This window comes from Pseudoalteromonas sp. PSi26, assembly GCF_054960575.1.
In genome coordinates this window covers 113,409-132,863 of record NZ_JBHNYT010000008.1, presented here as the reverse complement: position 1 = coordinate 132,863, position 19,455 = coordinate 113,409, and the positions used below count along the sequence as shown (strand labels likewise).

At 40.9% G+C, this 19,455-nt stretch carries 18 protein-coding genes; 8 read left to right on the top strand and 10 right to left on the bottom strand.

Annotation, left to right across the window (positions count from 1 at the left end; translation table 11 throughout):
• Window positions 1-102 precede the first annotated feature (102 nt).
• Complete coding sequence (locus ACFI34_RS10840; RefSeq protein ID WP_002958133.1) at window positions 103-300, top strand: CsbD family protein; 198 nt, start codon at window positions 103-105, stop codon at window positions 298-300.
• A 66-nt stretch (window positions 301-366) separates the two neighbouring features.
• On the opposite strand, the gene ACFI34_RS10835 is transcribed toward ACFI34_RS10840, so the two are convergent.
• The 9 genes from ACFI34_RS10835 to ACFI34_RS10795 all read right to left on the bottom strand — a co-directional run bounded on the left by ACFI34_RS10835 (window position 367) and on the right by ACFI34_RS10795 (window position 11,254).
• The gene (locus ACFI34_RS10835; RefSeq protein ID WP_462673482.1) at window positions 367-2,628 is read right to left on the bottom strand and encodes a xanthine dehydrogenase family protein molybdopterin-binding subunit; all 2,262 of its coding nucleotides are present in this window, start codon (window positions 2,626-2,628) and stop codon (window positions 367-369) included.
• On the bottom strand, window positions 2,625-3,122 hold the full coding sequence (locus ACFI34_RS10830; RefSeq protein WP_006791476.1) for a (2Fe-2S)-binding protein: 498 nt from the start codon (window positions 3,120-3,122) through the stop codon (window positions 2,625-2,627). Before ACFI34_RS10830 ends, ACFI34_RS10835 begins: the two co-directional genes overlap by 4 nt.
• Before the next feature lie 196 nt (window positions 3,123-3,318).
• Window positions 3,319-4,014, bottom strand: coding sequence for an aspartate/glutamate racemase family protein (locus tag ACFI34_RS10825; protein ID WP_462673481.1), 696 nt, complete (start codon window positions 4,012-4,014; stop codon window positions 3,319-3,321).
• Between the two features lie 79 nt (window positions 4,015-4,093).
• Complete coding sequence (locus ACFI34_RS10820) at window positions 4,094-4,444, bottom strand: hypothetical protein (protein WP_462673480.1); 351 nt, start codon at window positions 4,442-4,444, stop codon at window positions 4,094-4,096.
• Between the two features lie 80 nt (window positions 4,445-4,524).
• Window positions 4,525-4,893 carry a hypothetical protein gene (locus ACFI34_RS10815; RefSeq protein ID WP_462673479.1) on the bottom strand — a complete coding sequence of 123 codons (369 nt, stop codon included), beginning with the start codon at window positions 4,891-4,893 and terminating at the stop codon, window positions 4,525-4,527.
• A gap of 223 nt (window positions 4,894-5,116) precedes the next feature.
• On the bottom strand, window positions 5,117-7,750 hold the full coding sequence (gene metH / locus ACFI34_RS10810; protein WP_462673478.1) for a methionine synthase: 2,634 nt from the start codon (window positions 7,748-7,750) through the stop codon (window positions 5,117-5,119).
• Between the two features lie 8 nt (window positions 7,751-7,758).
• Entirely contained in the window at window positions 7,759-8,829 is a 1,071-nt protein-coding gene (locus ACFI34_RS10805) for a homocysteine S-methyltransferase family protein (protein WP_462673477.1), read from the bottom strand.
• Window positions 8,819-9,766, bottom strand: coding sequence for a homoserine O-succinyltransferase MetA (metA, locus tag ACFI34_RS10800; RefSeq protein WP_462673476.1), 948 nt, complete (start codon window positions 9,764-9,766; stop codon window positions 8,819-8,821). The genes ACFI34_RS10805 and metA overlap by 11 nt, the downstream gene beginning before the upstream one ends.
• Window positions 9,767-9,949: 183 nt before the next feature.
• Complete coding sequence (locus tag ACFI34_RS10795) at window positions 9,950-11,254, bottom strand: M24 family metallopeptidase (protein WP_462673475.1); 1,305 nt, start codon at window positions 11,252-11,254, stop codon at window positions 9,950-9,952.
• 176 nt (window positions 11,255-11,430) lie between these two features.
• Here ACFI34_RS10795 and ettA point away from each other — a divergent pair, with 176 nt between their 5' ends.
• From ettA to ACFI34_RS10770, 5 genes are all read left to right on the top strand, one after another.
• Window positions 11,431-13,104 (top strand): energy-dependent translational throttle protein EttA, encoded by a 1,674-nt coding sequence (ettA, locus tag ACFI34_RS10790; protein WP_006791482.1) that lies wholly within the window; start codon window positions 11,431-11,433, stop codon window positions 13,102-13,104.
• Window positions 13,105-13,407: 303 nt separating this feature from the next.
• Complete coding sequence (locus tag ACFI34_RS10785) at window positions 13,408-13,776, top strand: PilZ domain-containing protein (RefSeq protein WP_462673474.1); 369 nt, start codon at window positions 13,408-13,410, stop codon at window positions 13,774-13,776.
• Between the two features lie 53 nt (window positions 13,777-13,829).
• Entirely contained in the window at window positions 13,830-14,738 is a 909-nt protein-coding gene (locus tag ACFI34_RS10780; RefSeq protein ID WP_462673473.1) for a histone deacetylase family protein, read from the top strand.
• A 62-nt stretch (window positions 14,739-14,800) separates the two neighbouring features.
• Entirely contained in the window at window positions 14,801-15,298 is a 498-nt protein-coding gene (locus ACFI34_RS10775; protein ID WP_462673472.1) for a TlpA family protein disulfide reductase, read from the top strand.
• Window positions 15,299-15,388: 90 nt separating this feature from the next.
• Window positions 15,389-16,054 (top strand): hypothetical protein, encoded by a 666-nt coding sequence (locus ACFI34_RS10770; RefSeq protein WP_462673471.1) that lies wholly within the window; start codon window positions 15,389-15,391, stop codon window positions 16,052-16,054.
• Between the two features lies 1 nt (window position 16,055).
• Here the strand turns inward: ACFI34_RS10770 and pdxR are convergent, their stop codons facing one another.
• Entirely contained in the window at window positions 16,056-17,516 is a 1,461-nt protein-coding gene (gene pdxR, locus ACFI34_RS10765; protein ID WP_462673470.1) for a MocR-like pyridoxine biosynthesis transcription factor PdxR, read from the bottom strand.
• 104 nt (window positions 17,517-17,620) lie between these two features.
• Here pdxR and ACFI34_RS10760 point away from each other — a divergent pair, with 104 nt between their 5' ends.
• Window positions 17,621-18,196, top strand: a complete 576-nt coding sequence (locus tag ACFI34_RS10760) for a GNAT family N-acetyltransferase (RefSeq protein ID WP_462673469.1) — start codon at window positions 17,621-17,623, stop codon at window positions 18,194-18,196.
• Window positions 18,196-18,783: an FMN-binding negative transcriptional regulator gene (locus ACFI34_RS10755; RefSeq protein ID WP_462673468.1), complete on the top strand. Its 588-nt coding sequence runs from the start codon at window positions 18,196-18,198 to the stop codon at window positions 18,781-18,783. Before ACFI34_RS10760 ends, ACFI34_RS10755 begins: the two co-directional genes overlap by 1 nt.
• The last annotated feature ends 672 nt before the right edge of the window (window positions 18,784-19,455 follow it).

The following is a 19,455-nucleotide window of genomic DNA, read 5'->3' as shown; positions in this document are numbered from 1 at the left end:
ATAATAGTATGATTATAAATACAAAATTTAAATTTAACTGATTGGTACACGCCTTGCTCCTTTTACAGTGAACGTTAATTAAATCTAAGTAAGGAGAAACTTATGAACAGCGATCGTATGAAAGGTAATTGGAACGAACTTAAAGGTAAGGCGCAACAAAAATGGGGCGATCTTACTGACGACGATTTAGACAAAATTGAAGGTAGCCGTACAGAGCTAGTGGGTAAAATCCAGCAGCAATATGGTAAATCTAAAGAGGAAGCAGAGCGTGAAGTAGATGAGTTTGAAAAAACGCACTAATCGCTAACTTCTAAAAAAACCGCCATTTGGCGGTTTTTTTGTTTAACGGCTAAAAAAGGACGTTATTTACGCTTTTAATTGGTTACCTATAGGCAGTTGCCTAATGCGCTTACCACAAGCGGCAAAAATAGCGTTACACAGCGCAGGGGCATAAACCGGCGTTGCGGGCTCGCCTACACCTGCAGGTGGGGCATCGCTTTGTATTATTTCTACTTCTACCTCTAAAGGTGAATCGCTCATACGCGGCACGCGGTAATCATGAAAATTACTTTGCTGTACGCGACCTTTATCAAAGGTAATACCGTCGCTAATAGCAGTGGTAATACCGTAAATAGAACCACCTTGCGTTTGGTTTTTAACGGTATCGGTGTTTACTACCGTACCCGCATCAATAGCCACCCACGATTTTATCACGTTTAAATCACCAGCGTCCGATACCTCTACCTCAACCACCGTAGCCACATAGGTTAAAAAGCTGCGGTGCGCAGCAATACCTAAGCCGCGCCCTTTTGGAAGTGTTCTCCCCCAATTTGCCATACTCGCTGCTTTTTCAATAACATGACGCAAACGGCTTGTTTCAAGTGGATAAACCGCTTTATCGCCACCGTAGTTATTATAGTTTGCGTTCTGGTTTGCAAAATCGATAGTACGCGCTGGCCCAATGGTTTCCAATAAATAATCTTTTGAGTCTTTACCCGCCTTGTGGGCAGCCTCATTTATAAATGACTGCACGGCAAACGCATGAAAAATATTTGTGACCGAGCGCATCCAGCCTATTCGGGCTTTTGCTGGTGCTTCACCTCGTTCCAGTTTCATATTGGGTGCTAAAATTGGATTATCAGTAAAACCTAGGTCTAGCTCAAAGCCACCAGGTGCAGATGCACCCTCTTGAAAGGTAGACATAATTGGCGAAAACGCCGTGCGATGTAAGTAAGCCTCAATATTACCTTTTTCATTGAGTGAAGCTTCAATATGTTGAGCCGATACCGCATGATAAAAACTATGCTGAATATCATCCTCTCGCGTCCACTGAACGCGAATAGGTTTTCCAGTTTTCATTGAAAGGAAGGCGGCCTCTGCTGAAAAATCAGGTTTTGATTTACGCCCAAATCCGCCACCTAACATGGTGACATGCACGTTAATTTTACTCTCGTCCATACCCAGTAATGCAGCCACAGTTTTCATATCGGCTTGCGGGTTTTGCGTTGCAGCCCAAATATCTACACTGTCTTTATTGTACATTGCCGTGGCGCAAGGTGGCTCCATGGGTGCTTGAGTTAAGTGCGGCGCGTAATAGTCGGCAACTAACTTATTGCTCGATTTAGCCAATACGCTGGTGGTATCGCCTTTTTCGCGCACATGCGCTTGCGGCTCACTCACTGTTTGTAATAAAGACTTTTTAAAGTTTTCTGAATTATAGTCGCCATTTTTACCATCATCCCACACCACTTTTAGGGCTTTACGCGCCTGCCATGCAGCCCAGGTATTTTTAGCAACAATAGCAACGCCGCCTTTTGGCTGAAATTGCGGCGCGCCTTTTGGTACAGGCATTTCAATAATATCAACTACGCCATTAATTGCTTTAGCGGCGCTGGCATCAAACGATTTAATCACACCACCAACTACCGGCGGGCGCTCAATAATAGCCACCAGCGCTTTTGGCTCGCGTACATCAGCAGCAAATGTGGCTTTACCGGTTACTAAGTCGGTTAAATCTATGTGCGCCATACCGGTATTTATATAGCGCCATTCTTTACGTGTTTTAAGTGTTAGCTTGTCAGGCTCTGGCGGGGTAATACCAAGCGCGAGGTCAATTAAATCTTTATAAGCCAGCGTTTTACCCGAGCTGTGGGTAACCACGTGCTGATTAGCTGTACAGGTTTGCGGCTCAACGTTCCAATATTTAGCAGCTGCGTGCTGCATCATATAACGTACACTTGCACCCATTTCGCGCAGGCGCTGCATGTTGTAGCGAATACTGCGCGAGCCATCGGTATTTTGATCCCCGTATTTAGGGTCGCCCTTACCTTGAATAACCACTACTTTGTACCACGCGGCTTCCATTTCGTCTGCCACAATTTGGGCAATGGCGGTACGAATTTGTTGGCCCATTTCAGAGCGATGACAGGTTATTTCAACCATGCCATCGGGACGCAGTGCTATAAATAAGTTGGCACGTTTTGCTTGCTCAGAGGGTTGCTCTAACACGCCTGCAAACGCTCTTGGTGCACTGCCTACAAAATAAGTGCCTAATACTAATGCGCCTATTGCGCTGGTTTTTAAAAATTGGCGACGGTTTAGGTCAAAGTACGTATTGTCGTTTTTCATACTTCTTCCCCTTGTTCATTTGGGTCAAAATATTCAACGCCCGCAATGGTTTTAGCCGCCGACTTAATCGCTTTATGAATACGTGGGTATGTACCACAACGGCAAATATTGCCCGACATATTACTCACTATTTCATCATCAGTGGGGTTAGGGTTAGCTGCTAATAAGCTTGCCGCTTGCATTATTTGCCCGCACTGACAAAAGCCACACTGTGGCACTTTATGCTCAACCCAGGCTTTTTGCACAGGATGGTCGCCTTGCTCGCTTAACCCTTCAATAGAGGTAATATTACGCCCGACTACAGCCGATACCGGTAATACACACGAGCGCTGCGCTACGCCATCAATGTGTATAGTGCACGCACCACACTGCGCCATACCACAGCCAAATTTAGGCCCGGTTAAATTTAATTCATCTCGAAGATACCAAAGCACCGGCGTCGACGGATCGCCTGTAAACTCATGTTTATTACCATTAACGGTAAGCGTGATCATATTTAACTCCTTGGCAAAGCGCTTTAAAGGAATGCCTTGTTGCGCGAGAACGGTTTGAATACTTGCTACATTTTTAGCCTACCACTTAGGATTGGTTTTTTGAAATTTTTATCGGTAAGTGGCTTTAATAAGCTTTGGCAGGTCGCTAAACATAAAAACCGCCCTATGGCGGTTTTATGCATAAACTAAATGCTAGTTATTTAGTTAGTGCTAATTTAACCCCGGCCTGCACATGAATTTGGGTGGTATCGTAAAGGGGTACACTTGTATGTTGCGGCTCTACCAATAAAGCAATTTCAGTACAGCCTAAAACAATGGCCTGTGCGCCTTTATCATACATTCGCTCAATAATATTTATAAACTCAGTTCGGGCTTCATCATTAATAATTCCTTGGCATAACTGATTGTAAATTTTGTCGTGAACACGCTCTCGCTCATCAGGCTCGGGTATTAACACTTCAATGTTATGCTTATTGGTTAACCGCCCTTTGTAAAAGCTTTGCTCCATTGTAAATTGCGTGCCCAGCAACCCTACTCGCGTTATTTTATCGTGTTTTAACTTATCTGCGGTTGCGTCAGCGATATGTAAAATAGGAATACTAATATTACTGGCGATATGGTCAGCCACTTTGTGCATGGTGTTGGTACAAATAAGTAAAAAATCAGCACCACCTGCCTCTACCGATTTAGCCGCCTCGGTAAGTAACTTGGCTGTTTGTTGCCAGTCGCCCTGACGCTGTAGCGCTTCAATTTGTGCAAAATCAACACTCACCATACAAATTTTGGCACTATGCAGCCCGCCCAGCGCATCTTTTACGCCCAGGTTTAACGCTTTGTAATAACTAGTAGTTGACCCCCAACTCATACCACCAAGCATGCCAATCGTTTTCATAAAATTGCCTTTTTAGTTTACTAAAAAAACTAAGCAGTTATCCCAAAGTATCTTAATTAGCTGAGGGAGTAAGCTATAGCTATTTTTTAATGCCTCTTTCGGTTTTACAAACGATTACAATAGCGGTAATAAAATTAAAGAAAATGCCAAGAACAAACCAAAGTAAAGCACTTCGACCTGTAGATTTAGCCCACCAAGCACTGAAAAAAGCAAAAAATAATACAGCCAATGCACTACGATTAAATTCCTCTTCTAACTTTTCTGTGTCGTAAGACAAGCTCGATAACTCATTTTCTAACTCGTTGACCTTTTTAGTTAATAGCATAATTTTTTCACTTTGCTCATTTTGTGCAGTGACTCTTTCTATAGGCTGAGCGTATGCCAATAATGAGCTTGCAACCCATATCATAATGCAGAGTATAAATTTCATTTTATTCCTTTAAATTATTTGAACTTAAATGGGCAATTAACCAAATTACGTTAATTGAGGTTGGGATAAAAAACCAGTATTTAGAGCTTCTCTTTATTTATTAAAGCTCTTTCTTTAACTGCAGATTGGCGAATAAAAAACATTATTACGCAGCCTGCAATATTCCCACCTATTAATAAGTTGAGTATGGCTAAAATAGTTATTTGATTAACTTTTCTCTTAGATACAGCCCATAAATGCCAAAAAGCATAACTACAAAGGCCAAGAACAGCCAAAGCTAGCGCTAAGGGATGTACACTTCCTTTTTTGAGAACAATAAATATCATTCCAGAAGCAAGAATTAGTGAAAAAAGGCAGAGTCCAACCAGAAAAAGCTTTACGAAAAAACCCAGAGTCGAAAAACTAAATTCATGGTTAGTTTTATTTGATTGAATAGTATTTTTAGTCACAATATCCCTTATTGATAAAGTATAACAGCTTATCAAATACCATTTGAGGATCTCTCAAAATGGTTTCCATTTCCTTACCCTATAATTCCACTTAATAAACTTATTGTAAACAAGTAATTACCTAAATTTGAAAGGTATTAGATAGTGCTATGTAATAAAAAACGAGCCAATTTGGCTCGTTTTTCTTTTACTGGTAGCTGACAGCTAAAAACTGACCGCTTCACTATGATTCCGGTTCATACCCCAAATTAGGCGACAGCCATCTTTCGGCCTCTGTGAGCGTCATATTAGTTCGCTTAGCGTAATCTTCCACCTGATCTTTTTGCACAGCGGCTACGGCGTAATATTTTGCCTCTGGGTGTGAGAAATACCAGCCCGAAACCGCAGCCCCTGGCCACATGGCGTATGAGCTGGTGAGCTGCATGCCAATGCGTTTTTCGGTATCGAGTAACTGCCAAATTTTCTTTTTCTCGGTGTGCTCTGGGCACGCTGGGTAACCTGGCGCTGGGCGAATACCTTGGTAGTTTTCGCGAATTAGCTCATCGTTACCGAGGTTTTCATCAGGTGCATAACCCCAATACTCTTTACGTACTTGTTCGTGCAAGTATTCGGCAAAGGCTTCTGCGAGCCTGTCGGCAACCGCTTTTACCATTATTTTATTGTAGTCGTCTTGCTTGGCATCGAACGCGTCGGCTAAATCGTCTTCTTCTAAACCGCCCGTTACTGCAAACGCACCAAAGTAATCAGGTGTACCTTTTGGCGCAATGTAGTCGGCTAAACAATAGTTAGCAAAATCGGTTTTTTCGGTTTGCTGGCGTAAATGGCATGAGGTAGTTAATAGCTCTTTGCGGGTTTCGTCGGTGTAAATTTCTATGTCATCACCCACTCGGTTTGCAGGGAATAAACCAATTACGCCTAAAGGTTGCAAAGCACCTGACGTTTCAAGGTCGTCGAGCATGTCGTTAGCGTCTTTAAATAAGCTTTGTGCTTGTTCGCCAACGACTTCATCGTTCATTATGCGCGGGTATTTACCAGCGATTGACCACGTCATAAAGTATGGGGTCCAATCTATGTATTTACGTAACGTGGCTATTGATACATTTTTAAATTCGGTCACGCCCAGCTTTTTAGGCACAGGTGGCGTGTAGTTATCCCAATCAAGCTTGGCTGCGTTATCTCGGGCACGCTGTATGGTAACCGGTTTTGAACGTGGTTTTTTACGCGCTTGTTGCTCGCGTACTTTTACGTACTCGGCTTTAGTTTTTTCTAAAAAGGCTGGTTTTAGCTCTTTAGATAACAAGCTCGATACTACACCCACGGCTCGGCTGGCGTTATTTACGTACACCACGCCTTTGTCGTACTGCGGCTCAATTTTAACGGCAGTATGCGCTTTAGAGGTCGTAGCGCCGCCAATCATAAGGGGTAACTCAAAGCCTCGACGAGTCATTTCTTTGGCTACGTGTACCATTTCATCAAGCGATGGGGTAATTAAACCCGAAAGGCCGATTATGTCGGCTTTTTCGTCAATCGCTGTTTGCAGTATTTTTTCGGCAGGTACCATTACGCCTAAGTCGATTACTTCGTAATTATTACATTGCAGTACTACGCCTACAATATTTTTACCTATGTCGTGCACGTCGCCTTTTACGGTGGCCATAACCACTTTACCGTTAGTGGCGCCTTCTTCTTTTTCAGCTTCTATGTATGGGTCAAGGTAGGCCACGGCACGTTTCATTACGCGTGCCGATTTAACAACTTGTGGTAAAAACATTTTACCTGCGCCAAATAAATCCCCTACCACATTCATGCCATCCATGAGTGGCCCTTCAATTACGTGAATAGGTTTATCGGCAGCTGCGCGGCACTCTTCGGTATCTTCATCTATAAAGGTGGTTATACCTTTAACAAGGGCGTGCTCTAGACGTTTTTCAACAGGCCATGTGCGCCATTCTAAATCTTCTACACGCTCAGCTTGTGCCATACCTGAAAACTTAGGCGCAAGCTCTACTAAACGCTCGCCCGCACCTGGGTCGGTGTTAAGTATTACGTCTTCTACGGCTTTGCGAAGTTCTTCGGGGATGTCGTCGTAAACAGCAAGCTGGCCTGCGTTTACAATCCCCATATCCATACCCGCTTTTATTGCGTGGTATAAAAACACCGAGTGAATGGCTTCACGTACGGGGTTATTACCTCTAAACGAAAACGAGACATTAGACACCCCGCCCGACACTTTACAGTGCGGTAAGTTTTGTTTAATGCGGCGTGTGCCTTCAATAAATTCTACGGCGTAGTTGTCGTGCTCTTCTATACCGGTGGCTACTGCAAATATATTAGGGTCGAATATAATATCTTCCGGCGGGAAGCCAATCTCGTCTACTAATATTTTGTAGCTGCGCTCACATATTTCGTATTTACGGTCTGCGGTGTCGGCTTGGCCGTCGGTATCAAACGCCATAACAACAGCAGCTGCACCAAAACGTTTAATAATTTTAGCTTGGTGTTTAAAAGGCTCCTCCCCTTCTTTAAGGGATATTGAGTTAACAATAGCCTTGCCTTGAATACATTTAAGGCCTGCTTCTATTACTTCCCATTTAGAGGAGTCGACCATAATGGGCACTTTAGAAATATCGGGCTCTGAGGCAATTAAATTTAAAAACTTAACCATGGCCGCTTTTGAGTCCAACATGGCTTCGTCCATGTTTATATCAATGACTTGGGCGCCGTTTTCTACTTGCTCGCGGGCAACATTCAGGGCGGTCTCGTAATCTTCTTCCATGATTAAGCGTTTAAACATGGCAGAGCCAGTTACGTTGGTACGCTCGCCAACATTGGTAAATACTGCAATTTGCTGGGTCATGTTGGCTCCTAGTTTAAGTTACAGGCTTCAAGGCCTGATAAACGCATGCGAACATCAAGCTCTGGTAAAGGGCGAGGTTTAACCCCTTCAAGCCCTTTAGCAAAGGCGCGAATATGCGCAGGCGTGGTGCCACAGCACCCACCCACAATATTTATAAAGCCCGATTTACCCCAATCTATAATCTCTTTCGCCATGTCCTCTGCTTCTAGGTCGTACTCACCAAACTCATTTGGTAAACCTGCATTTGGGTGTACTGAGGTAAATGTTTCGCATACGCGCGAAAGCTCCTCTACGTATTGGCGAAGTAAATCTGGCCCAAGGGCGCAATTAAGGCCTATAGAAAGCGGCTTGATATGGCGAATAGAGTTATAAAATGCTTCGGTGGTTTGCCCCGAAAGCGTACGCCCTGAGGCATCGGTAATAGTGCCTGAGATCATTACAGGCAGTGTGCGCCCTGCTTGCTCAAACGCTTCTTCTACTGCGAATGAGGCAGCTTTTGCATTTAGCGTGTCGAATATGGTTTCAATAAGTATTAAATCAGCGCCGCCTTCCATTAATGCAAGGGTAGACTCTACATACGCAGCAACCAGCTTATCAAACGTTACGTTTCGGTAACCTGGGTCGTTTACATCTGGCGAGATAGAACAAGTTTTAGATGTTGGCCCTAACACACCGGCTACATAGCGTGGTTTTTCTGGATTTATAGCGGTGAACTCGTCACATATTGCGCGCGCGAGTTTGGCCGACTCAAGGTTTACTTCACGGCTTATGCTTGCCATGTCGTAATCTTCCATCGAAATGGTGGTTGAGTTAAAGGTATTGGTTTCAATAATATCTGCACCGGCAGTTAAAAAACCGCGGTGTATATCGGTTATTAGCTCTGGCTTAGTGAGGCTTAATAAATCGTTATTACCTTTAATTAGCACATGCCAATCTTTAAAACGCTCGCCTCGGTAGTCTTCTTCTTCAAGTTTATGAGTTTGGATCATAGTGCCCATAGCGCCGTCTAAAATTAAAATACGCTCTTTAAGCGCTTCACTTAGTTCGGCTTGTTTGTTGGCGGCTGTATTATTCGGCATAGTTGTTAGTCCTCACATCTTGGCTAACTAAATTAATATCATACGGTGTGGTTTGATACACGTAGTAATTTAACCAGTTCGAAAAAAGTAAAAAAGCATGGCTTTGCCACGTTTTTGACGGTTGCTTGCTTGCATCATCATCGGGAAAATAGTTTTCAGGTTTTGGCGCATCTGGGCTTTTTTGTAAATCGCGCTCGTACTCCCCTTTTAGGGTGTCGGCATCGTATTCTGGGTGGCCGGTTATAAATACTTGGCTACCCGATTTGTTTTTTAGTAAGTAAGCACCTACTCGCTCAGAGCCTGCTAATACAACTAAATCATCACATGCGTTTATTTTGTTTATATCAATGTGCCCATAACGTGAGTGTGGTACTAAAAAGGTATCGTCAAAACCCCGGGTTAATGCGCCATGTTTAAAATAACATTGATGGGTAAATACGCCACACAGCTTATTGGGTTTTAAGTCGCGCTTTAAATTATAGCTATGGAATAGCGCTGCATGAGCCGCCCAACACGAAAACAACGTAGAGGTAACGTGTTGCTCTGCCCAATCAATAATGACTTTAAGCTCTTCCCAGTAGGCAACATCTTCATACTCTAAATGCGCAAGCGGTGCGCCTGTAACAATAAGCGCATCGTAGTTGTTATCTTTTACCTCTGAAAAATAGCGATAAAAGGTATCTAGGTGTTCTTCTGAATTATTACTGCTACGGTGAGTGTCTAGGCGCAGCAGCTCTACATTTACCTGCAAAGGAGAATTTGCAAGTAAGCGAATAAACTGTACTTCGGTTTCTACTTTATTAGGCATTAAGTTTAATATAGCCAAACGCATTGGGCGGATTTCTTGCGTTTTTGCACGGCTTTTTGGCATTACGAATACGTTTTCTTGGCGCAAACGTGCAATGGCTGGAAGCTCATCCTTTACGGTAATTGGCATATTTTTAACTCCTACTCATAAAAACTCGTACTAATTATGAACTGAAAGCAAAAAATATCAACCTCTAGATGTATAGATGTCTAAATGAAATTTATTCATTATTACTTAAGTCTGTGGTAAGCAATGAGTTAACCCCCTAAAAATAGGCTTAACTCATTGCATTTAAAACACTTACTTTTAAAACTACTCGTTATTACTTACTAAAACTAAATTTTGTTGAGGAGGAATTAAATACTCTGCGCCGTTTTTGGTAATCACAGCCATTTCTTCAACTGAAATGGTTTTAAACTCAGTGTTGTTCAAAGGCCAACTAAAAAAGCCATCAAAAGCAAACACCATTCCTTCTTTAAGTTTACGATGAGCAGCAGGCCTTACTTGGGCACTGCGAGAGCCACCTAAATTGGGCCCGGTATCGTGTGCAACATACCCAACCGGGTGGCCGGTACTCCATGGCACAGGTTCTGAGTTGTATTTATTCATTAATACGGTTTGAGCTTGATCCACGTCTATACCCTTTACGCCAGGTTTCATGGCATTAAATGCGGCAAAACCGCTGTCTCTTGCGTTAATCCAATATTGCTGAATGTTGGCCGGTGCAGAGGTTTCCCCTTCTTTAAGTACATAAGCAAAACGCTGAATATCACTTACCCAGCGATTGTAGAGCTTTACACCAAAATCAATTTGAATTACGTCACCCGGCATAATCACTTTATTTGTAGAATGCGAATGTCCGCGGTCTGGGCCTGAGTTTACATTAGGATTTTGGTCGGCAGCCCATGCGTCGGTTACACCTCGAGCTTTCATTTTAGCTTTTAAAAATTTGGCTACATCGGCATCAGTGGTTTTGCCTGGAACAATGGTTTTATAAGCCTCTAGTTGCCACTTTGCTGAAAGCATTGCAGCCTCCTTCATTATTTCAACCTCCGCAGGTAATTTAATTGAAAGCCATTGATAAACGACTTCTTCAGAAGATACGAGTTTTGCTGTTTGCTTTGCGCCTAATAAGCTCGCTAGTTGCTTGTATTGTGAGTGAGATAAGCCATCAGCCTGCGCGTTAAGGTCAGAGACATTTATTGCAATGCGCTCAAAAGGTTGCTTTTTTATAAACTCAGCGGCGTATTTTAACGCAGACACACTGCGTGGCACCGAGATTACTTTTTCATGTATATTTAGCTCGTCGAGTGCTTTTGCTTCGCTTGAAGGTGAGTAAGCAACTGAATGAAACGTCCCTTTATTGAAGTAAAATAAGTACGCCGCTGGCGATCCTGCGTTTTCACAGCCAATATGGTCGGCCAATGGGTCGTTGTTATTTTCTCTACAAACAATAAGCCAAGCGTCTACATTAGCCGCTTTTAAAGCGTTTGGCAGGAGCTGGTTTATTCTTTGTTTTCTTATTTCGGGCCAAGGTGAGTCTTCTGCATTTGCTTTGGAATTGATTGTAAATAGTATTAGCAAAGGCAGTATTGTTATTATTTTTTGTATGGTCATGAGTTTTTCTTATTTTTACTATGGTTTAAATACGTTAGCACATCCAAATAAAACTATACATTTAACAAGGTAAAACGATAAACAGATATTCCCACCCGCCATTCGTTGACTGTTTCACCTCTCAACAACTACAATACAACATTGAAATTTTTATTATTATTTGAAGGCTTTCCTCCATGGTTTTACCTGATAAGTTTATTTTCTCGATGAGTCGAGTATCTAAAGTTGTGCCGCCTAAGCGTACAATTTTAAAAGATATTTCGTTGCACTTTTTTCCTGGCGCCAAAATTGGTGTGCTTGGTTTAAATGGTTCTGGTAAATCATCATTGCTACGTATTATGGCCGGTGTTGACCAAGACTTTGAAGGTGAGGCACGTCCTCAGCCTGGCACTAAAATTGGTTACTTACCACAAGAGCCAGTACTAGATGAAAGTAAAACAGTACGAGAAATAGTTGAAGAAGCTGTTGGCGAAGTAAAACACGCTCTTAATCGCCTTGACGAAGTTTACAACGAGTACGCAATGGAAGGTGCTGACTTTGACGCACTGGCTAAAGAACAAGGTGAATTAGAAGCAGTTATTCAAGCGCACGATGGTCATAATATCGATAACGTTTTAGAACGCGCTGCTGATGCACTTCGTTTACCTGAGTGGGATGCTAAAATTGAGCACCTTTCAGGTGGTGAACGCCGCCGTGTTGCTATTTGTCGTTTGTTACTAGAAAAACCAGACATGCTTATTCTTGATGAACCAACTAACCACTTGGATGCTGAGTCGGTTGCATGGCTAGAGCGCTTCTTACATGACTACGAAGGCACTGTTGTGGCAGTAACGCATGACCGTTACTTCCTTGATAATGTTGCTGGCTGGATATTAGAGCTTGACCGTGGTGAAGGTATTCCATGGGAAGGTAACTACTCTTCTTGGCTTGAACAAAAAGACGCGCGCTTACAGCAAGAACAAAAATCTGAAAAAGCACGTCAAAAATCAATTGCGCAAGAACTTGAATGGGTGCGTTCAAACCCTAAAGGTCGTCAGGCTAAGTCTAAAGCACGTATGGCGCAGTTTAGCGAGCTACAACAATCAGATTACCAAAAACGTAACGAAACAAACGAGCTATTTATTCCACCTGGTCCACGTTTAGGTGACCAAGTATTAGAAGTGACTAACTTACGTAAAAGCTTTGGCGACCGCGTATTAATAGACGACTTAAGCTTTACCATGCCTAAAGGCGCTATTGTGGGCATTATTGGTGCCAACGGCGCGGGTAAATCTACACTATTTAAAATGTTAAGTGGCGAAGAGCAGCCAGATAGCGGTAGTGTTAACGTTGGTGAAACCGTACAACTAGCAACGGTTGATCAGTTCCGCGACGATATGGACGAAAGCAAAACAGTTTTTCAAGAAATATCTGACGGACAAGACGTTTTAAAAATTGGTAACTTTGAATTCCCAAGCCGTGCTTACGTTAGCCGTTTTAACTTTAAAGGTAACGATCAGCAAAAGTTTGTAAAAGACTTATCGGGCGGTGAGCGTAACCGTTTACACCTTGCTAAATTATTAAAAGCCGGTGGTAACGTAGTGCTACTGGATGAGCCAACCAATGATCTAGACGTTGAAACACTTCGTGCACTTGAGAATGCTATTTTAGAATTCCCAGGCTGTGTAATGTGTATATCGCATGACCGTTGGTTCCTTGATCGTATTGCCACACACATTTTAGATTACCGCGACGAAGGACAAATTAACTTTTTCGATGGTAACTATACTGAATACGAAGAGTGGCTCAAAAAGACCTACGGTGCAGAAGCAGCTCAACCAAAACGTATAAAATACAAAAAAATTGGTTAATCGCTAAATTAACTGAAATACCTTTAAAACCCTGCTTCACGCAGGGTTTTTTATGCATTAAATAAACTATCTGTGTTTGTTGCTAGCAACTGTGTAATTTAAAGCTATGCTTATACCAATTTTATTTAAAATATTATGCATTTGATTGATGTTGAATCACTCGCTAACTAAATAAAAAATTATTTACATAGAACAACCATATGCCGTAATTTTAGTGATTATTAATGAGTTGTTTTATTCGCACTATTACTGAACACTAATTTAATGCTATTGATATTACTAAAAAAACAATAAGGCAGAGTCATGCAAGAACGTCGTCAATTTTCACGTATTTTATTTTCAACCGATGCGCACATAATTTTTCAAGAAAATGAGTACCCATGTACCTTGCTTGATATTTCATTGCACGGCGCGTTAGTCAGTAAATGTGATGTGTTAAATGATCAAATAGAAAATGATGCCATACTGCATTTTATTTTACCCGACAGCGAAATTGAAATAAAAATGGAGACAACTATTTGCCATATAGAAGCCAATCACATTGGTTTAAAGTGTAAGCATATTGATATTGATAGCATTACCTATCTAAAAAGGCTCATTGAACTCAACTTAGCGGACGATGAATTACTTCACCGCGAATTAGCCATGCTTATTCACGACTCGCAAGAATAGACACTTTGAGGGGAGTTGATTACCATAGGGGAAACTTTATAGCCTGTGTGAATATGACTCTAAACCCTCATTTACCATTAGTGTACCATCCAAACTACTCGTTTAGTTTTGATCCTAAGCACCGCTTTGCAATGAGTAAGTTTGCAAATTTATACGCACACGTTAAAAAACTAGGCTTAATTGGTAATAACCTCACACAACCTGTTTTAGGCTCTCCCGAGCCCTTAGAGTTAGTGCATTGCGACAACTACATTCACGATTTATGGAACAATCGCTTAGACGATAAAGCCATGCGTCGTATAGGATTACCTTGGTCACCCCAGTTAATGGCGCGCACTTTTACAGCACCGCAAGGTACATTACAAACCGCACGTTTAGCGCTAAAACACGGTATAGCCTGTCACCTAGCAGGAGGAACGCACCATGCGCACTTTGATTTTGGCTCAGGATATTGCATGGTGAACGACTTAGCCTTTACCACCCAGACCTTGATTAATAGCGGCGAAGTAACCAATGTGCTTATTTTTGATTTAGACGTACATCAAGGTGATGGCACCGCTGCTATGCTTGCGCATCAGCCCTATGCTTATACCTGTTCAATACACTGCGAAAAAAACTTCCCGTTTAGGAAATCAGCTAGCGATTTAGATATTGGCTTAGCAAATCATATGCAAGATGAAGAATACTTAGCCATAGTTGACGATACCTTAAGCTACCTACTTAAAGAACTAAACCCAAGCTTAGTACTATACGATGCCGGTGTAGATATTTGGCAAAACGATGGCTTAGGTAAATTAGATATAAGTTGGGATGGGATTACTAAACGCGATCATTTGGTTTTAAAACGCTGCCTTGAGCACAACATACCAGTGGCAACAGTTATTGGTGGTGGTTACGATAAAGATCATCTTCGCCTTGCACAGCGCCATGGCATTGTAGTTGAACAAGCGGCACGCTTTTAATATGAAATAAAAACTTAATATTGTCGTTCTTATTTGCTAACTAGAATAAAAACGACACCACAATGAAGCACATTTTTATAGTTATAACACTTACCATTTTTAGTTTTTCGATATTTGCAGAGCAATCTATTCAAGACTCAAACCATCCTGAACTCCCCCCCTTAACATTAAACATGGCCGATGGTACAAGTATAAAAACACGAAACCTATTAGGCGAACCGTATATTCTGCACTTTTGGGCTACATGGTGCCCTTATTGCAAAAAGTTACAACCCGCCCTTCAAAAAATACACGATATGGGCTTAAACGTAATAGCTGTTAGTTTTAAGGAGGATGACAACGCCTCCCCCGCAAAAGCATTAACCAATAGGGGGTATACATTTAAAACCGCAATACAAGCAGATAAAATTGCGACACACCTAGGAATACACGGCACACCCACTACGTTATTTATAAATGAAAAAGGGCATGTTGTTTGGGTGACCAATTCATCAGACCCAGATAATGCAAATATACATTTGAAAGCCCGCACTCTACTAAACTCAATTAAAGCTAAATAGCTTAATAATTAAGGGAGTTAATGCGTATTAAAATATGAGTTATATAAACTTTATACTACAATTTAAGCTCATAAATTGATTGGGGTTATTATGCGTTTAATATTTACTTTATTATTGTTTTTGCTAAGTACTACAGCGTTTGCTGAAGAAGAAAAAGTAGAACTTCCACCATTAGATCCTAGCTACAATGCAGTTCACCCCATGGCACTAGTTAATAGAGGGTCTTCTATTTTTGCTATTAATCTTCCTTCTTATAGATCGCCACATGACTTGCAAGTTGTTTACGAAGTTAAAAATTCAAACGTTGCTTTTTTAAGCTTTGTGAAAAATGCCGACATGATCACTATTAAGCCGCAAAAGTTTAATATTCAACATTTAATGCGCGGGGATGAAATAACAATTACAGCCGACATTTACGAAGGTGATTACCGCCAAGGGGGCACTTTAATTTATGAAGCTAAACAACTTGAGCTTGATAAGCAACTGTACGCCAGAGAACTCAATGAGCTAAGCGAATCTTCGCAATGGCATGAGTACGATATGATTGAGCTAAATGGTACAGAGCGTATTTATGTACATAAAATTCAAAAAGCACCAAGCTTCAACCACCTAATTTTTGTGGACTTGGTTAATGCCTGTATGCAGAAAGTTCGCACATCAAAGCGTGTTCCTCCTGAAAACGAACTCACCTACAAATTTATAAACTGTGGAACCTTAAAGCCTCTTTTTTATGATGGCGAAAGCTTACTTAAATAAGCTAGTAAACATGTTTAGCAATTAACTCAAGCCCTTCTCGCGCGGCATGAGTTGATTGCCCTGCAAATCCCAACCGTATATAACTTTGCTTTTTTGGTATTAGGCTACGCGCGGCTTCTTGATAATAAAATTCAGGCTCTGCTTGAATATAAACTCCCTGCATTTGCAATGCGCTTTTTAAGCCGTGCACTGGTTTGTTTAAATTAACCCACATAGCCATACCACCATCTGGTTTTACATATTCTATTGGTAAACCCTTTGATAGCATAAGGCTTAACTCGTTGTCCATTGCCTCGAATCTTTTCTTGTAGAGCTTGGTCATTCGCTTTAAGTGCGTCTCAAAACTCCCTTCCTTCATAAAGTGCGCTACAGCTAATTGCATAACAACATCGTTTTTATGATTCATTAACTGTTTCCAAGCACTTAGCTGCGCAATAACCTCTGGCGGTGCACAAATGTAGCCTATTCGGGCTGCCGAAAACATAATTTTAGAGAAAGTAGAGAGGTAAATTACAATACCGGCTGGGTCATCTGCTGCCATAGGCTGTAGTGGCTGACATTTATAGTGAAACTCATGATCGTAGTCATCTTCTATGATCATCACGCCATACTTATAACACAGCTGATAAATTTGCATTCGCCGTGTAGGCGATAAAGTTACGGTTGTCGGATATTGATGCAGTGGAGTTAAGTACAGCATTTTAATTGAGTATTGACTAAGTTGTGCTTTTAAATCGTCAACACAAAGACCATGCTCATCTTGTTTTATATCTACTAATTGTGCACCGCATGCCGCAAAAGCTTTACGAGCTGGCGGATAACCTAACGTCTCAGCCGCGACAAAATCACCTTTATTTATAAAAGCTTTTGAAATTAAAAATAATGCTTCCTGAGAGCCATTACATATTAGTAAATCAGTTACTTTAAGGTTACGTGCTTTGTGTAAATAGCTGCTTACTTGCTGCTTTAGCTCACTTACTCCGCTTATATCACCATAGTGAAACTTACTGGTATCTGCATGATTAAAGACATAACTTAAAGAGCGTTTAAATTGTTTATATGGAAAGCAATTAAGATCAGGAAGCCCTCCTGCGAAGTTATATTTGAAATCATTTAGGTTCATAGCAGGCGCAGGCACTGCTAACTCCTTAGCAAATTTATAGGGTTTAGGCGTTACAATAGGTACTTGCTTAGTATTAGCACTGCTTTGAATTGGTAGGGTTTGGGTTACCTTATATCCTGAGCGCTCATGAGACTCAACCCAGCCTTCAGCTACTAATAGCTGTAAAGCATTCATTATTGTATGGCGGTTTAGCTGGTAGGTTTGCGCCATTTTTCTGGCTGAGCTGAGCTTAGTGCCTACCGCAATATCGCCTTTAATAATTGCGCTACGAAGTGCTTGCGCTAGCTGCAAATACTTTGCTTTGCGCTGCTCATTAAACTCAATACTCAACGGCTGCATATACTTCCTTAATCTGGTATAGGTAAAAGTTACATTCTGGTTGTTTTTACCAACCCAAATAAGCATATATTTGTTGCTCACAAACTGCAAAAATGGAGCCAATAATGTTTACTCTGCAAACACATAAAACAAACAAGGTCATTTTAGAGCCATTAAACCATAAGCACCTAAATGGATTATATAAAGCGGGCCAGCACCCTGATGTATGGCAGTGGGTATTAAGCAATTACACTAAAAGCCCTGAAATATTAAAAGAATGGTTTTTAACTCAGGCGCAATTTAATAAAAACGAGCAAGTTGTTTTTGCCATTGTTGATAAAAACACACAGCAAGTAGTGGGCACAACACGGTTATTTAAGTTAGATACACATAATTTAAGCGCTGAAATTGGTCATACATTTATTAGTAATGACTGGCAGCGTACTTATATAAATTCACATGCTAAATACTTATTACTTAATTACGCATTTGAAAAGCTAGGTTTAGTGCGAATTTCATTTAACACCCACGAAAATAATAAAAAATCACGAAATGCAATTACGCGCTTAGGTGCACGTTTTGAAGGTGTGGCTCATAAAGATAGATTACTAAGTGATGGTAGCTTTAGAAGCACAGCAAAATTTAGCATAGTCGATGAGCAATGGCCGGATATAAAATCACAACTAGAGAGGAGGCTTTAATGTACCCTCCGATGCATTTTCAAGAACATAATATTAAACGTTTGCAGACTTTAGTTGAGCAGTTCCCTCTGGCGAGTATTTTAATGCCTTGCTCGCAAAGTGACTTAAATAATATATGTCGAGTGCCTGTATTATATGAACACTCACGCGATGTATTTATTGCACACGTCGCAAAAAGTAACCCGCTAACGTACTGCGCTGGGCAGTCTATAAAATTATTATTTAACGGTGAAAACTGTTATCTATCTCCTTCGTATAGTAATAATAAAACTCTGCCAAGCTGGCTTTACTGCTCGTTAGAGGTACTTGCCAAGGTTGAAATAGTTGAGTGTAATAATCAAAAACATCATATTATGCAGAGACTAACATCGCATTTTGAAGAAAGTTTTGAGCCAAAATGGCAACTAAATGAAATACCAATCCAGTTACGTGAACAGCTTTACCAGCAACTATGCTTTATAAATTTTAAACCTATTCATTGGAGCGGTAATTTTAAACTAAGCCAAAACAAGCCTGAAGGTATAAGAATGGAAATTAAGAAAAGTTTAGTTAATGCCAAAAAGCATACTATTGCTGATATGTTTTAGTTTATTATTTACACGTTTTGCAGCGTTTTTATGATGAAATAAGCATAGGTAGAGTAAAAATAAAAACGGCTTAAACTCAACATAATTGAATTTAAGCCGTTTACACACTAATAATATCTTCACACACAATATAAAGATTCTGGTTTTAGACTGCGTGGCAGTTGTAGGAAAATAAAAACAACCCAAGCTAAGTCACCACCGAACTTGAGTTGCCTTTCACACTGACAACATCTTCACACACAATATAAAGATTCTGGTTTTAACTGCGTGGCAATTGTAGGTAAATAAAAACAACCCAAGCTAAGTCACCACCGAACTTGAGTTGCCTTTCACACTGACAACATCTTCACACACAATATAAAGATTCTTTGTGTTAGTTATACACTAACGAATTCTGGCCATTGCCTATAAACACATTTTACTTTGCTAAGGCTACTGATTAAGCTCTTAGCCGTGTCTATGGATTAACTTTAGAGTTATTACTCAAATTTCACAAGCGATAAAAATAAACCTGATAGATGAAAAAAACTAAACTATAGACCTTAGTCTAATAGCTATGCTTTTAAGTTACTAAATATCTACCTATAAGGAACTATATAAATCTTTATGTTATTGGGCATAGAACAACTCAACGCTTTAGCATGAAGCTAATTAAGTTATTGTTTTATAATT